This is a genomic window from Pseudomonas helvetica, assembly GCF_039908645.1.
GTDB classification, from domain to species: domain Bacteria; phylum Pseudomonadota; class Gammaproteobacteria; order Pseudomonadales; family Pseudomonadaceae; genus Aquipseudomonas; species Aquipseudomonas helvetica.
The window spans coordinates 122,501-137,563 of sequence record NZ_CP150917.1 but is presented as its reverse complement, the minus strand read 5'-3'; the positions used below and the strand labels follow the sequence as shown (position 1 = coordinate 137,563).

The 15,063-nt window shown below is 58.2% G+C and carries 10 protein-coding genes and 3 rRNA genes (1 of these 13 running past the window's edge); 7 read left to right on the top strand and 6 right to left on the bottom strand.

Going from position 1 to position 15,063, the window contains the following annotated elements:
* Nucleotides 1–140 precede the first annotated feature (140 nt).
* Nucleotides 141–479: a hypothetical protein gene (locus tag AABM55_RS00645; RefSeq protein ID WP_054594989.1), complete on the top strand. Its 339-nt coding sequence runs from the start codon at nucleotides 141–143 to the stop codon at nucleotides 477–479.
* 128 nt (nucleotides 480–607) lie between these two features.
* Here AABM55_RS00645 and lapD read toward each other — a convergent pair whose 3' ends face one another.
* Both lapD and lapG read right to left on the bottom strand, forming a co-directional pair.
* Nucleotides 608–2,554 carry a cyclic di-GMP receptor LapD gene (gene lapD, locus AABM55_RS00640; protein ID WP_347928539.1) on the bottom strand — a complete coding sequence of 649 codons (1,947 nt, stop codon included), beginning with the start codon at nucleotides 2,552–2,554 and terminating at the stop codon, nucleotides 608–610.
* A 14-nt stretch (nucleotides 2,555–2,568) separates the two neighbouring features.
* The gene (gene lapG / locus AABM55_RS00635) at nucleotides 2,569–3,261 is read right to left on the bottom strand and encodes a cysteine protease LapG (RefSeq protein ID WP_347928538.1); all 693 of its coding nucleotides are present in this window, start codon (nucleotides 3,259–3,261) and stop codon (nucleotides 2,569–2,571) included.
* Nucleotides 3,262–3,532: 271 nt separating this feature from the next.
* On the opposite strand from lapG, the gene AABM55_RS00630 reads away from it, so the two are divergent.
* The 6 genes from AABM55_RS00630 (at nucleotide 3,533) to AABM55_RS00605 (ending at nucleotide 11,422) form a co-directional block, all read left to right on the top strand.
* Nucleotides 3,533–4,243, top strand: a complete 711-nt coding sequence (locus AABM55_RS00630; RefSeq protein WP_054594986.1) for a GntR family transcriptional regulator — start codon at nucleotides 3,533–3,535, stop codon at nucleotides 4,241–4,243.
* The gene (locus AABM55_RS00625; RefSeq protein WP_347928537.1) at nucleotides 4,240–5,010 is read left to right on the top strand and encodes an alpha/beta fold hydrolase; all 771 of its coding nucleotides are present in this window, start codon (nucleotides 4,240–4,242) and stop codon (nucleotides 5,008–5,010) included. The genes AABM55_RS00630 and AABM55_RS00625 overlap by 4 nt, the downstream gene beginning before the upstream one ends.
* 736 nt (nucleotides 5,011–5,746) lie before the next feature.
* On the top strand, nucleotides 5,747–6,523 hold the full coding sequence (locus AABM55_RS00620; RefSeq protein ID WP_103320469.1) for a DUF3050 domain-containing protein: 777 nt from the start codon (nucleotides 5,747–5,749) through the stop codon (nucleotides 6,521–6,523).
* Entirely contained in the window at nucleotides 6,520–7,449 is a 930-nt protein-coding gene (locus AABM55_RS00615; protein ID WP_054594983.1) for a diiron oxygenase, read from the top strand. Before AABM55_RS00620 ends, AABM55_RS00615 begins: the two co-directional genes overlap by 4 nt.
* A gap of 14 nt (nucleotides 7,450–7,463) precedes the next feature.
* Complete coding sequence (locus AABM55_RS00610; protein WP_347928536.1) at nucleotides 7,464–10,925, top strand: amino acid adenylation domain-containing protein; 3,462 nt, start codon at nucleotides 7,464–7,466, stop codon at nucleotides 10,923–10,925.
* Between the two features lie 29 nt (nucleotides 10,926–10,954).
* Nucleotides 10,955–11,422 carry an SRPBCC family protein gene (locus AABM55_RS00605; RefSeq protein ID WP_054594981.1) on the top strand — a complete coding sequence of 156 codons (468 nt, stop codon included), beginning with the start codon at nucleotides 10,955–10,957 and terminating at the stop codon, nucleotides 11,420–11,422.
* 72 nt (nucleotides 11,423–11,494) lie between these two features.
* On the opposite strand, the gene AABM55_RS00600 is transcribed toward AABM55_RS00605, so the two are convergent.
* The 4 genes from AABM55_RS00600 to AABM55_RS00585 form a co-directional block, all read right to left on the bottom strand.
* Complete coding sequence (locus AABM55_RS00600) at nucleotides 11,495–13,375, bottom strand: methyl-accepting chemotaxis protein (RefSeq protein ID WP_054594980.1); 1,881 nt, start codon at nucleotides 13,373–13,375, stop codon at nucleotides 11,495–11,497.
* 373 nt (nucleotides 13,376–13,748) lie between these two features.
* A 5S ribosomal RNA gene (gene rrf, locus AABM55_RS00595) occupies nucleotides 13,749–13,864 on the bottom strand.
* Nucleotides 13,865–13,971: 107 nt separating this feature from the next.
* Nucleotides 13,972–14,087: ribosomal RNA gene (rrf, locus tag AABM55_RS00590) — 5S ribosomal RNA — on the bottom strand.
* Nucleotides 14,088–14,247: 160 nt separating this feature from the next.
* Nucleotides 14,248–15,063 (bottom strand): 23S ribosomal RNA (locus AABM55_RS00585); it runs 2,076 nt beyond the window's last position.

Genomic DNA, 15,063 nt, shown 5'->3' with positions numbered 1-15,063 from the left:
TGACGGCCGCTCGTAATGAGCGGCTGTCACGGTGCTGTCAGTCGCCAGCGGGTGACGATTTCGTCGTGGCACCGCATACTCGTACGCGTTGGCCTATCCTGCTGACAGCACGACGCGGGTTCATTCATGAGGGATTTTCGATGTTCTACGTGCAACGCGATGCGCAAGGCCAGTTGGTGCGCGTGGAAGCGACGGCTTACGCGGAGGCTACAGAAACGCTGCCCTCCGATCACCATGAAATCCAGGCCTGGTACGCCAACGAAGTGATGGAGACCAGCCTCAAGCAGCTCAAGCAAAGCGACCTGGAGATGATCCGGGTACTCGACGACCTGATTCAGGTGCTGACCAGCAAAGGGGTGATTCGCGTCACCGACCTGCCAGCGGCCGCGCAAGCCAAACTGATGGACCGGACCCAGGCCCGCGAAGCGCTGGGTGGTTTGAGTCACTTGATTGATGAAGATGAAGGCGGGTTGATCTAACCCCCACAACGCCGCTCGGTCCCACGCTCCCGCGTGGGCACGCCTCAATGGACGCTCTGCGTCCGCTTCTGCATGTGACGCAAAGCGTCACGGGCTGTATTCCCACGCAGAGTGGGAACGATCAAGCCTTACTGCCAAGGCTTCGGCTCACCAAACAACTGCCCTTGCACGCCGTACACACCCATCTCGCGAATCACCCGTAACTCCCCTTCAGTCTCCACTCGCTCGGCAATCAACGGCAGATCGATGCTGTGGGCGGCGCGCTGGATGGCTTCGATGAACAGACGCTTATCGCTTTCCTGATCAATGGCACGGATGTAACTGCCATCGATTTTCAGATAGGCCAGTCCCAGCCGCGCCAGGTTGCCGATCATGCTGAAGCGACCGCCAAAGCGCTGCAGGCTCAGGGAGAAGCCCAGCTCACGCAGACGACGGGTCAGCTGTTCAAGCACGGCCTGATCAGGTAATTGCTCTTCACCGATCTCCAGGGTCAAGCGTGGTCCCAGACTGGAATGCTCGCGCAGGATTTCGAAGACTTTATTCAGGGCTTGCGGATCCGCCAGGGTGGCGGCGGACAGGTTCAGCGCCAGCGAGTCTTCATGGCCCGCCATCTGCGCCAACACCCGTTCCAGCATCAGACGGTCCAGCCGCGCGGTCCAGCCAAAACGCTCCAGCCACGGCAGGAAGCGCCCGGCAGGGATAGTCTTGCCCTGCTCATCGAGCAAGCGCGAGAGCACTTTGTAATGCAGCACCAACTGCGTGTCCTGACTGGCCACGACCGGTTGGAAGTACAATTCGAATCGCTGCTGATTCAGTGCCTGATCGAGCAAGGTATGCCACGCATGGTGATCGTCGCCGACAATGGCCGCTGCGCCGTGATCCAGGCACGCCCAGTTCACCTCGCCCTCTGCTTCCGCCTGTGACAACGCCTGATCCGCCAGGCTCAACACCGCCTGCGGCGTGTCGCCATGGGCAAACGGCGCCAAACCGATCGACGCCACCGACGCCACATCAGTCGCCCCGGTTGCGTACAGACTGGCCAGCGCGCTGTCCAGGCTCTGCGCCAGTTGCAGCGCCTCTTCGCGCACCAGACCAGGCGCCAGCACGGCAAATTCACCACCGCGAATACGCGTCACCAGGTTCTGGGTTTCCGGGAATCTGGCGCACTCACGCGACAATTGCTCACCGACCGACCGCAGCAACTGGTCGGTGCGTTGACCGCCAAGACGCTGGTTCAAACCGGCCAGGTCCTTGACCCGCAACAGCAACAGATAACCCGAACTGGCCTGCTCCGGGTTGCTTACCCGGGCGTTCAATTGCATCTCGAAATAACGCCGGTTAGCCAATCCCGTCAGGGTGTCCTGATAGGACTCGACCCGCAGTTTTTCACTGCGCTCAGCCTGCTCCTGAAACAACGCCTTGAGTTTCTCGACCATCTGGTTCATCGCCTGCACCACGCGCCGCAGTTCCGGGGTACGCGGCAGCTCGGGCAGGCTGAGAAACTCGCGACGGGCGATGGCGTGGGATTGCTTGACCATGTAATCCAGCGGTTTCAATTGTCGACGCAGTAACAGTGCGCCGAGTACCGCGCTTAACGCGCCGCAGATCAGCAACCATCCCAGACTGCCCAGAGCGCTCTGCCAGAGCTTGGCCACGGCGAACATCGGGTGGCTGATGACCTCGACCCTGGCCGCCTGTTCCCAGCCACGGCTGACCAGCGCATCACCGCCAGCAGGTTCCAGAGCGATCAATTTGACGAACCAGCCGGGCACGCTGCTGACTTCCGGAATGCCACTGCGCTCGACGATGGCTTTGTCGGTTTTGAGGTCGACCACGCGAATACTCGCGTAATAACCGCTGTCGAAGATCGAGCTGACCATCAGCTCGACCATCGCCGGGTCATCGATGCTCGGCGTCAGCGAAAGCGCCAGCGCGGTCGCTGCGTCCTGCGCATGGGAGCGCAACTGATTGACGTACTGGGTCCGCGAACTCTCCAGGCCGACCATGAAGCTGCCACTGAAGGCGACGACCAGGAACAGACAGATAGCGATCAACAGTTGTTTGAACAAAGACATCTAAGCGCATGCTCCTAGTGAGTCGTCTCGACCGGAAATCCTTCGGCCTGCATTTTCTTCAACACATCCTGCCAACGGGACAGACGCTTGGTGTCACCGACTTTTTTATTGCCCTTGGCACCCGGCAACCAAAGCCCTTCGGCATTGAAGGAGTAGACCGGCAGCAAATCGGTGCGCTGGCTGGCCGGCTGGATCGCATCCATCAGGCTGTCGAGTACCAACGGCATGGCGTCCGGGCTTGAATAGTAGGTCAAGACCATGTGCGCGCGATTCTGGCGCAGGGCCTTGACGTAAGTGATGCGCAATTTGTCACTGGAAACCCCAAGATGGCGCAGGCTGAAATACTTGGCGATCGCATAGTCCTCACAATCGCCAGCACCCTTCCACAAGGCTTCGATCGGTGTCGCCCAGTAGTCCTCGACGTGCCACAGGTCGATGTCTTCCACGTAATGCATCTGCTTGTTGAAGAACAGATTGACCACATTGAGCTGTTCCAGCTCCGGAGTTTGCTTCTGTGCCGCCAGCAGGTGTTGCCAGGCATCGATTCGTTGCTTGCCTTCACCCAACGGCCCGTACAATGTTTCGGCCCGGCGGCTGATCAGCGAAAAATCCCAATCGGCATGCAGACCGCCCAGCAAGACGCCAGCAATCAGCAGTGCTGAACACAACCAGCGCAGGGGCCGAGGGAGAGCGAAACGTGCCTGCAATGCAGTGAGTCCAAAGGGCGGTTGGAAATCGATGGATGGTGAAGCCTTGATGGATAAAAGACAATGGCACGGTGCAATCACCGCGAGCACGCTAAACTTGAGAAAGCGCAAGCAGTTGAAAAAAACGTAGCCAGTGATGCTCTGTTTGGTGGCAATGCCAGTGGCATAAAACTAACGGAAACTGATTTGTTTTGCCGGTTTGACAACCAGCAAGGCAGTCACTAGTGTGCATTGGATCCAATATTTTTCATTTTAATCAGGGTGCGTTGTCGTGACACAGAAGCCCAACCCTTTAAGTACTATCCCGGTCAGCGGCCCAATCCCCGCTCACCTTGCGCGATCGGTGATCGAAGAAACCCTGCGCTCGGCGATTCTCGACGGCCGTTTGCCTTGCGGTACCGCGCTGCGCCAGCAAGACCTGGCCGACCTGTTCGGTGTCAGTCGCATGCCGGTGCGCGAAGCCTTGCGCCAGCTCGAGGCGCAATCACTGCTGCATGTTGTCGCACACAAAGGCGCGGTTGTCGCACCATTGGTCGAAGGTGACGCCGCCGAAACCTATGCCCTGCGTATCCTGCTGGAGTCCGAGGCCCTGCGCCTGTCGATTCCGCTGCTCGACGACGAAGATTTTGCCGAGGCCGAGCGTTATATCGACGACCTCGAAACACAGACCGATTATGCCGAGATCGGCAGGCTTAACCGTTTGTTCCACATGACGCTATACCGCAAGGCGCCCAACCGCAGGCTCCTCAGCCTGGTGGAAGGCGGTCTGTGGGAAGAGGAACGCTTTCTGCGCTTCAACCTTGAAGCCATGGGGCTCGGCAAGCTGTCCCAGGAAGATCACCGTGACCTGCTGCTCGCTGCACAAGCCCGAGACATCGCGCTAACCGTAACAAAGCTTCAGAACCACCTGAACCGGGGTGTCGAGGTCATCACGCGTTACCTGAACAGCCTTGAACCTCAGGGCAAGAAATCATCGACGTGAATCGTACAAGAAAAGCCGTGCACACCCGGAACACTCCATGGCTGACCGTGATCAGCGCCAGCCAGACGACGGACGTCAGGCTGATCTGCTTCGGCGAAGCTGGTGCCGACCCCGAGCAGTTCCGCAGTTGGACTCAAGCGCTGAGCGAGCACATTGAACTACTCGCGTTCAGGCTTCCCGGCCATGACAATCCGCAGAACCGGACTCGCTACGAACAATGGCCACCGCTGCTGGTCGACGCCTTTGCGGCGCTACAACCTTACTTGTCCGAACCCCATGCGCTGTTTGGCCATGGCCTGGGCGCAATTCTGGCCTACGAGCTGGCCAAGTTGAGTGAAACCCACTGCCCGGGGCAAACCCGTCACTTGTTCATTTCCGGTTGCCGCAGCCCGGATACCCGACCCGCCTCTGCGCCGCAGCATAGTCTGCCGAACATCCGGCACAGTTATGCACCCTCAAGCCCAGGTGCGCTTCTCGATGCAACAGCCAGCGATCAACTCGCCGCCTTCGAAGCACTGATACACAGTGACTTGAAACTGCTCGAGTCCTGGGCCGACCCTTCCAGTCGCAGCCTGCACATCCCGATGACTGCTTTCTACGGCAGCGACGATCCGCTGGCCCCCCTTGAAAGCATGGTCAATTGGCGCGAATTCACTCGCCGTGAATTCGAACTGATAGAAATGACCGGTAATCATTTTTTCACCACCACTCAGCGCCATCGTCTGCTGCAGATTATCAACACCCATCTGGGCCTGCTCAGCGAGTAAGCGCCTGACGCCTGTGCCATGAGGCACAGGTTCTCGAGAAGCGCTGGCGACACCAATCCCTACTTTCCTCCCTGAAAACCCCTGCCCCTCCCTGCGCCAGTGATAGCAGTACTGGCTTTTTGGGCTCACTCTTGGTTTGCCGACTAAAAAAGGACGAGCGGCGTGTAAATCTGCCTGCACAGCCCTCGCGTGATGGACGAACAAAAGGAGGCTTGCCAAAGGACGGGAAGAGATGGGCCGTGCCCTCCTCCTGCCCACCACATCAAAAAAAACATCAACTCCCCAGATACAAAGTTGCTCCGAGTGAGGCATTCACTCATTTAAATTCTGACTTATATAAGCCGGAAGGAACAACTTCATCCCAATAAAACTTAATCCAGAAGTTTTATCGAAACTTGTCGCGCCCAAAAAAATACACTTGACAAATAATATAAAAAACACTTGCCCGCTACTTGTTTCATGTATTAATTTTTCTCCGCCGACAACTTCAAGCTCCCGCTTACTTGTCGGCACGGTCAATGCCAAGGTCTGTAATACTCATCTCGGCATCTGACCGCCAAGCACCATCGACGCACGCAACGCCTTGCCTGGCAAGGTCCGCCAACACCATGAACTGCATCAACGTTTGTTTGAGGTACTTGTTCGCCTATTAAAAAGATCAGGCCGCACCGTGTTTGAACTCGCCTAATAAACCTCTGCCAATCGAACAACTTAACTCACAACTTATAGGTCTCTCATGAAACCCAATAAAGCACTTCTCGACCAAAAAAAAGCAGCCCTGAGCGCTCACCCTATCTTTGCCGAGATCCATTCACTGTCAATACTTCAACGCTTTATGGAAACCCATGTATTTGCTGTATGGGACTTCATGTCACTGACCAAACGCCTGCAACAGGAACTCACGTGCGTGCAGCTGCCCTGGCTACCGCCCCAAGACCCTCAAGCGGCGCGCCTGATCAACGAAATCGTCCTTGGCGAAGAGTCCGATGACCGACTCGATCACGGTCACTACAGCCATTTCGAGTTGTACCTGGATGCGATGCGCGAAATCGGCGCCAGCACGGCGGCCGTGGAGCGCTTCGTCGCCCTGCAAAAGGAAGGCGTGAGCTACGACGTCGCCCTGCAAAGCGTGGACGTCGACCCGGCCGCATCGAACTTTGTCCGGCACACCTTGCACACCGCGCTGTATGCGCCGGGGCACAGCGTTGCCGCTGCGTTTTTGCATGGACGTGAAAGCGTCATTCCGCAGATGTTCCAGCGCATTCTCGACGATTGGGGCATAGGCATCGAACAGGCGCCGACCTTTCGTTACTACCTGGAGCGGCACATCGAAGTCGACTCCGAAGACCACGGCCCCGCCGCCGAAACACTCCTGGCACGCTTGGTCGATGGCGATCCGCAACGACAAGAAGACGTCTATGCCGCAGCCATCGCCGCAGTGGAAAGCCGTATCGCACTGTGGGACGGCTTGCGCCTGAGCATGCGTGAATCGGTCGCCGAGGTGAGCGCATGAACGCCGCCGACTACCAATCCTTCGCCGACGCCTGGGAAAACCGCGCGACTATCCGTACACGTCCGCGGCGCATGGTCGAAAACGACGACAAACTGATCTATCCCTTGAGCCGCCAACCGCTGGTGCTGAGCGAAACCTTTGTCCGCGAATGCCCGGAACAACGCGACTTTGCATTGGTGCAGACGCTCTATAAGTTCATCAACGACGTGGTGATTTTCGAAACCGAAATCGTCGACAAGACCGCCCGCAGCATCGCCAAGAATCGCTTCGCCGTGCCCTTCCCGTTCGCCTGTCGCTATGACGCCATGACCGTGGTGGTGGATGAGGATTACCACGCGCTGGTGGCGATGGATTTCATGCAGCAGACCGTGGCCATGACCGGCATCACGCCGATCGAACTGCCGCATGAAATCGAGCTGAGCAGGGCAATTCCTGCAGCGTTGGCGCTGGCCCCGGAACATCTGCGCAGCGCCGTTGAGCTGATCTGCGTGGCCATCGCGGAAAGCACCGTGACCAACGACGTCGCGGCATTCGCCAAGGACGACACGGTCAAGCAATCGATCAAGGGCCTGATGGCTGACCACTTGCTCGACGAGGGCCGCCACTCGGGGTTCTGGTCACGGCTGGTTCGGATCTATTGGCACTCGGCTAACGAAGACGACCGCCAACTGATCGCGAAGATTCTGCCGGTATTCATCACTCACTACCTGACTAACGACATTCAGAAATCGTTCGATTTCCGGTTGATCGAACACCTGCACATCAGCGATGCCGCCAAGGCCGCACTCAAAAGCGAAGTGGCAGGCCTGGCCTTCCCGATCAATCGCCATCACCCGCTGGTTGCCAACATCGTGCGGTTTTTCCGCAGCAGTTCGCTGCTCGATTCACCGTGCGTGCAAGACGCCCTGAGCGACTACCTGATCTAGCCGAGGAGAACATCATGAGACGTCTCGACATTCTGCTCATCGGTCAAAGCCAGGCCTTGAATGAGCTGGCGCTGGAGCTGGAACAACACGGCCATACGCTGACGCGATTGAGCGACAGCCACACCCTGAGCGAACAATCGGTCGGTAACGCCGAGCTGCTGATCGATGACGGCAGCCTGGCCATTCCGGCGCAACGTCTGCGCGACCAGGGCGAGTGCGCACAGCTGAGCGTGCGCCTGGGCCTGGGACCTGAAGACGCCAGCGGTCTGCCGCCTATCGACGTGCTGTGCCGCTACATATCGAGCGGCGACCAGCGACTGATCGCTCGCGTCCCCGTCGCCGACGAAGCCTCTGGTAATGGCCAGGCGCTGCGCCTGAGAGTCATCGCTGAATTGGTTGACCGCGTGGCGCTTGAGGTCAGCCGTTTTTCCCGCGATGCCGAGTACTTCACGCAAGCTGCAACGGCCGCGCCCGGTCGTCATCAGCGTGAAGAAAGCTTGTTGACGCTGGAGAGTCTGGCCTATGCCCACCGGCTAAACCTCAACGCGCAACCGCAGCTGCTGCAACTCGGGCAAATCCCGATGATCGAGCGGCTCGAACAGAGTTTCAAAACCTTCCGTGAACGCCCGGCGCTGCACATTGCCGGTGAGGTGCTCAGCTATGGCGACTTGTACGCCCGGAGCCTGGCAATCCAACAACGGCTGCTGCCATTGATCGAGCAGCACCGGGCGGTTGAGGGACCGGTGGTCGTGGGTATTTGCCTGCCGAAATCCAGTGCATTGTTCGCCGGCATTCTGGCGATCCTCGGCAGTGGCGCGGTGTACCTGCCACTCGAACCCAGCCACCCGCTGCAACGTCAGCAGTACATCCTGGAGAACGCTGGCGCCGTGCTGTTGTTGCACGATGGCCAGCACCCGCTGAGCGATGAGATGCCGGGGCTCGACATCAGTGGCATCGACGCCCGCGAGGCAAATCCCTGCTTGCCGTTGATGCGCCTGCGTCCCGGCAGCCAGGCGCCGTGCATGGCGCTCTACACGTCGGGCACCACCGGTCATCCCAAGGGCGTGTTGCTCAGCCAAAACAATCTGGGGCACTTCACCGCGTGGTATGCCGATTACGTCGGGCTGACGGAACGGAGTCGGGTGTTGCAGTTTTCATCGCTGAGTTTCGACTCCTCGTTGATCGATATTTTTCCGGCGCTGATCCAGGGCGCCGAGCTGATCGTACCCAACGACGACCAGCGTCGTGACCCGCTGCAACTGATCGAGTTGATCCGTCATCATCAGCTCAGCCACGCGTTTTTGCCGCCAGCGCTGCTGAGCATTCTGCCGCTGGATCAGTTGCGCGACCTTGCACATGTGATGACCGGGGGCGACGTCTGCGAACCCCATGTGATCAAACAGCTGACCCAACAAGGCAAGCTCTACAACCTGTATGGCCCGACCGAAGCCACAGTGCTGATCACCGCCCGACAACTGCAGGTCGGTGACAGCAATCGCAGCCTCGGGGCACCGATTGCCAACAGTCAGGTGCTGATCCTCGACGAGAACTTTCAGCCCGTGGTCGAGCAGACCGTCGGTGAGCTGTACATCGTCGGTCCGGGGGTGTGCCTGGGCTATTTGAACAACCCGCAGCAGACCGCCGAACGCTACCTGCAATTGCCCTTGCCGGGCGGCCAAAGTTTGCGTGCCTATCGCACCGGCGATATGGCGAAGTGGACCGCCGACGGCATCGAGCTCTGTGGACGACGAGACAATCAGGTGAAGATCCGCGGCTATCGGGTCGAGCCGGAGGAGATCGAGCGCTGCCTGCGCGACAGCCAGTTGTTCCGCCAGGTGGCCGTAGTGATCGACAGTCATCGAAGGATTCTGGCGTTCCTCGCACAACCCCAGGAAGACCAGCCAGGCGTAGCGCGCGAAGCGCTGAAAGCTCACGCCCAGCAGTTCTTGCCGGACTACATGCAGCCCATCGCCTGGACTGAGTTGGCGAACATGCCTTTTGCCAGCAACGGTAAAGTCGATCGCCGGGCGCTGCTGGCGATGCCGGTCAGTGTCCTCGAAAACCTTCAGCGTCGGTTACCCGAGTCCACCGACGAGGCGCAACTGCTGGAGCTCTGGGCCGATCTGCTGGAGTTGCCGGCAGGCGACATTTCCACCGACGAAAACTTCTTCAATCTGGGCGGGCACTCGATCCTGTTGTCGCGCATGTTGCTGCAGATACGCGAGCAGTTCGGACGCAGTATCTCGATCAACCGCTTCATCGAAGTCCCGACCATCGCCAGGCTGGCCACGCTGGTCAGAGGTTCTGCCGGCGAAGAAGTGCTCAGCGAAAAAGCCCTGGCCGATGCCTTCCGCGAGCTCGATGTACAGCCCTTGCCGGTCAGCCGAATGGGCGATGTGCACAAGGTCATCGTTACCGGCGCCAACAGCTTCGTCGGCGTGCATATCGTCGAAGCGCTGCTGGCCTGGGGCGCCAGCGAAGTCGCGTGCCTGGTGCGTGACGGTGCCGGGCAAAGTGCTGCGCAGCGCTTCGCCGAATCGCTGCGTGAGAACCGTCTGGAGCACCTGGACCTGACTCGGGTGCGGGTCTACGCAGCGGACATCACGCAACCGGCACTGGGCCTGACGCCGGAGGTATATGAGCGGCTGGATCGGGAGTTCGGTGCGTTGGTACACAACGCCGCCAACGTCAACCACGTACTCGATTACGAGTCGTTGGCCCGGGATAACGTCGAGCCGATTTTCGAGTGCTTGCGGCTCTGCGAAGGGCGCAGCAAGAAGATCTTCAATTTCGTCTCCACGCTGTCGGCCTCCAGCACCATCGACGCCGAGGGGCGAGTGCTCGAACAACCCGCCGCGCAGACTCCGCCGATCTACATCAAGAACGGCTATAACCTGTCCAAATGGGTCGGCGAACGGATCCTCGAGCGTGCTCGCGAGCGCGGGGTGCGGGTCAACCTCTACCGACCAGGCAACATCAGTTTCAACAGCCTCACCGGCGTCTGCCAGCCGCACAAGAACCGTCTGATGCTGATGCTCAAAGGCTCGATCCAGCTCGGCCAGGTGCCGGAGTTCGCACTGAACTTCGACTTGATGCCGGTGGACTTCCTCGCCCGCTTCATCGCCTTTCACGCCAGCCGTTATCAGCCCGAACAGGCGGTGTTCAACCTGCACAACCCCGAACCGCTGAGCTGGGACGCCTACGTCGCTTCGTTCCGCGAGGCCGGCCGCGAGTTTCAAATGGTCAGCGTCGCCGACTGGCAACAGCAACTGGGTCGGGTCGACAGCGATAACGCGTTGTTTGGCGTGCTGGGTTTCTACCTCAACGGCTTCGAGGAGGACATCGGCGACATCTCGATGATCGGCCACGCCAATGCCCAGGCCGGTGTGCAGCAAATGGGCACGCACTACCCGCAAAAGTCTCCGGCGCTGCTGCGTCGCGGCTGCGACTACCTGAAAGAAATCAACTTCATCTGATTCACCACCCGTAGAAATGGAGCAAGACCATGAGCACTCTGCAACCCGATACCCTGATCAAAAACCCGCACGGCTGCCACGTTGTGTCGTCGGTGGAAATACCCGCCGAGGCGTCGCGGGTTTGGGAAGTGGTCGGCAACTTCGCCGGCTTCGACAAGTTCATCCCGGCGCTGTCGCACATCGAGATGACCGGCGAAGGTGTGTCGTCGCTGCGCAAGAAGTTCTTCAAGGACGGCAACCTGGTCGTCGAACAACTCAACTCCCGCGACGACCAGGCGCTGAGCATGACCTGGACTACCGTCTACAACACCTTGGGCGTTGGTCAGTTGTGGGCTGCCATGAGTGTCGAGCCCCTGAGCGCCGGCAAGTCGCGCGCAACCTGGACCATCATCGCAGAACCCGCCCAGGGCGGCGCAGAAGCAATGCCGGGGTTCAAGGACTTCGTGCAGGGGTTTGCCGATGACTCGATGAGCAACGCGCGCAATTTGTTTGCGTAGGGAATTTTCGTCATAAAAAAACGCGATGAGTCAGACCGACTTCATCGCGTTTTTTTGCATCCATGCAACGGTTTAAATCTTGAAGCTATCCACCAGTTGCTTCAGGCGGTTGGCCTGCAGCGACAAGGCATCGCAATCCTTCAATGTTTCGTTGAGGTTGGCCACGCCCTGCTGGTTCAGCAGGTTGATCTGATTGATGTCACCGTTCAGGGTTTCCACCACTGCCGTCTGCTCTTCCGTTGCGGCCGCAACCGACTGGTTCATGCCGTCGATTTCGGTGATCCGCTGGGTCACGCTGATCAACCGCGCACCGGCCTGATTCGCCACTTCGACGCTTTCCTCACTGGATACCTGGCTGGCATTCATGGTCGATACCGCTTCACGCGAGCCGACCTGCAATGAGGTGATCATCTTGTGAATCTCCTCTGCCGACTCCTGAGTGCGATGGGCCAGGTTGCGCACTTCATCCGCCACCACCGCGAAACCACGTCCGGCTTCACCCGCCCGCGCCGCTTCGATGGCCGCGTTGAGAGCCAGCAAGTTGGTCTGCTGCGAGATGCCTTTAATCACATCGAGGATGTGCCCGATGTTGTCGGTGCTGGCGTTCAGGGTTTCAATCTGGGTGCACGACAGGCTGATTTTTTGCGACAACTCGGTCATCGCCAAAATCGTTTGTTCCACCACCTGACGACCGTCGTCAGCTTGCTCACTGGCACCGCTGGCGTGTTGCGACGCGTCCGCTGCATTACGGGCAATCTCCTGAGTGGCCGCACCCAGTTGGTTGATCGCTGCCGCCACGCTATTGGTCCGTGCGCTTTGCTCATCGGAGCCGATGATCGAAGCATTCGACGACGCCATGACCCGTTGCGACAGGTCATGTACCTGGCGCGTGGCCGACGACACTTCGGAAATCGACGCGTGAATCCGCTCCACGAACTGGTTGAAGGCACCGCCCAATTCACCAAACTCGTCTTTGCTTTCCACCGCCAGACGGCGAGTCAAATCGCCTTCGCCTTGAGCGATGTCCTGCATCGCACGGCCCATGGTGGTCAGTGGACGCATCAGCACTTGAATCAACAGACTCAGCAGCACGGCAATTGCGGTCACCGCGATGAACATCGCAATCAGTGCCGACGTGCGGAATTTGCTCAGTGGCGCATAAGCCTTATCCCTATCGATCGTCAGGCCGATGTACCACTCAGCATTCGGCAAGCCGGTAACCGGGGTAAAGGACAGGATGCGCGCCTGCTTGTTCAGGAGCACTTCCTGATTCCCCCGCTCGATGCGTACGTTCGAGCCTGGGTAGATGTCCTTGAGGTTCTTCATCACCTGGTCTTTGTCCGGGCTGACGATCACCTGGCCGTCAGCACTGACCAGGAACGCATGACCGATACCACCGAAGTCCACCGAGTTGATGATCTTCACCAGGGTTTCCAGACTCAGGTCACCACCGACGACGCCAAGCAGTTCACCGTTCTTCTTCACCGGCATGGCGATCGTCACCACCAGCCCGCCAACAGCGGCCATGTAGGGCGGCGTGAGCATGGTTTTGTCGGCAGCTACGGCCTGCTTGTACCAAGGGCGCTGACGTGGATCGTAACCATCGGGCATTTTGGCGTCAGGACGTTGGGTAAACACGCCATTGGACTGACCGACGTAGGTGAACTGGAAATTCGAGGTGAAGGCCGGCTGATCGACCAGCCCGGCAAAGTCTGCGTTGGCGCCTTGGTGCGCGACGTTCTGGGAGAGGTTTTCCAGTACCAGGATTCGCCCACTCAGCCAGTTCTGGACGCTGCTGGCCGTCAGATCGCCGGCTTGCTGGACGGAGGAGTCGAGGTTTTGCTGGATGGTATTCCGCTGCAGGTAGTCGTTGTACAAAGTGAACAACGCAAAAGCCAGAACCACTACGCCTGAAGCGGCCAAAAGGATTTTATGGCTGAACTTGAGATTCATTTCATGGGACTTCTTATGCAAGGAGTGGGGATGCGTTCCGGGTGCAACATTCCATGTGACGCCGTAGACCGTTCTAAGGCGGCTCTACTTTGGTGCACGCATGTCTCACCAGTCTTTCGGCACAGATCCGAGAAAACTTAGGCTTTTATGCAAAACGCACGTCTTTCCCTGCATGAGCCCGCTAAATGGCGTGCTAGAGCTTTCAACCTACGTTTTTTTGATGACGCTTGATCATGCAGCACAGGCGCTCTGCACCAATCATCGCGCAGGAGGGCGAGGCGGCAGGGTCTTCACGGGGAGCTTGAAGCCTTTAGCGGCCTCTGAAATGACAAAACCCCTGTCTGCGTAAGCAGACAGGGGTTTCGGAATTCAATCTTGACGATGACCTACTCTCACATGGGGAAACCCCACACTACCATCGGCGATGCATCGTTTCACTGCTGAGTTCGGGATGGGATCAGGTGGTTCCAATGCTCTATGGTCGTCAAGAAATTCTGTGACCAGCCCGTATGAAGCATACGTGCCGGCAAAATTGGTGACTTCTACTTAAAACAAAACCCCTACCTGCATACGCAAATAGGGGTTTCGGAATTTAATCTTGACGATGACCTACTCTCACATGGGGAAACCCCACACTACCATCGGCGATGCATCGTTTCACTGCTGAGTTCGGGATGGGATCAGGTGGTTCCAATGCTCTATGGTCGTCAAGAAATTCGGGTACTGAGTCGTGACCTGTTGGTCCCGCTTCAGCAAATTGGGTATGTGATAGATCTCGGTGTTTGTGAGCAGCTCGAACTTTCGGTTCGTTTCGTCTTCACACACCGCAATCTGGTTCTTCTCTCGAAGCATGCAGATTGCTTGGGTGTTATATGGTCAAGCCTCACGGGCAATTAGTATTGGTTAGCTCAACGCCTCACAGCGCTTACACACCCAACCTATCAACGTCGTAGTCTTCGACGGCCCTTCAGGGGACTCAAGGTCCCAGTGAGATCTCATCTTGAGGCTAGTTTCCCGCTTAGATGCTTTCAGCGGTTATCTATTCCGAACATAGCTACCCGGCAATGCCACTGGCGTGACAACCGGAACACCAGAGGTTCGTCCACTCCGGTCCTCTCGTACTAGGAGCAGCCCCTCTCAAATCTCAAACGTCCACGGCAGATAGGGACCGAACTGTCTCACGACGTTCTAAACCCAGCTCGCGTACCACTTTAAATGGCGAACAGCCATACCCTTGGGACCGGCTTCAGCCCCAGGATGTGATGAGCCGACATCGAGGTGCCAAACACCGCCGTCGATATGAACTCTTGGGCGGTATCAGCCTGTTATCCCCGGAGTACCTTTTATCCGTTGAGCGATGGCCCTTCCATACAGAACCACCGGATCACTAAGACCTACTTTCGTACCTGCTCGACGTGTCTGTCTCGCAGTCAAGCGCGCTTTTGCCTTTATACTCTACGACCGATTTCCGACCGGTCTGAGCGCACCTTCGTACTCCTCCGTTACTCTTTAGGAGGAGACCGCCCCAGTCAAACTACCCACCATACACTGTCCTCGATCCGGATAACGGACCTGAGTTAGAACCTCAAAGTTGCCAGGGTGGTATTTCAAGGTTGGCTCCACGCGAACTGGCGTCCACGCTTCAAAGCCTCCCACCTATCCTACACAAGCAAATTCAAAGTCCAGTG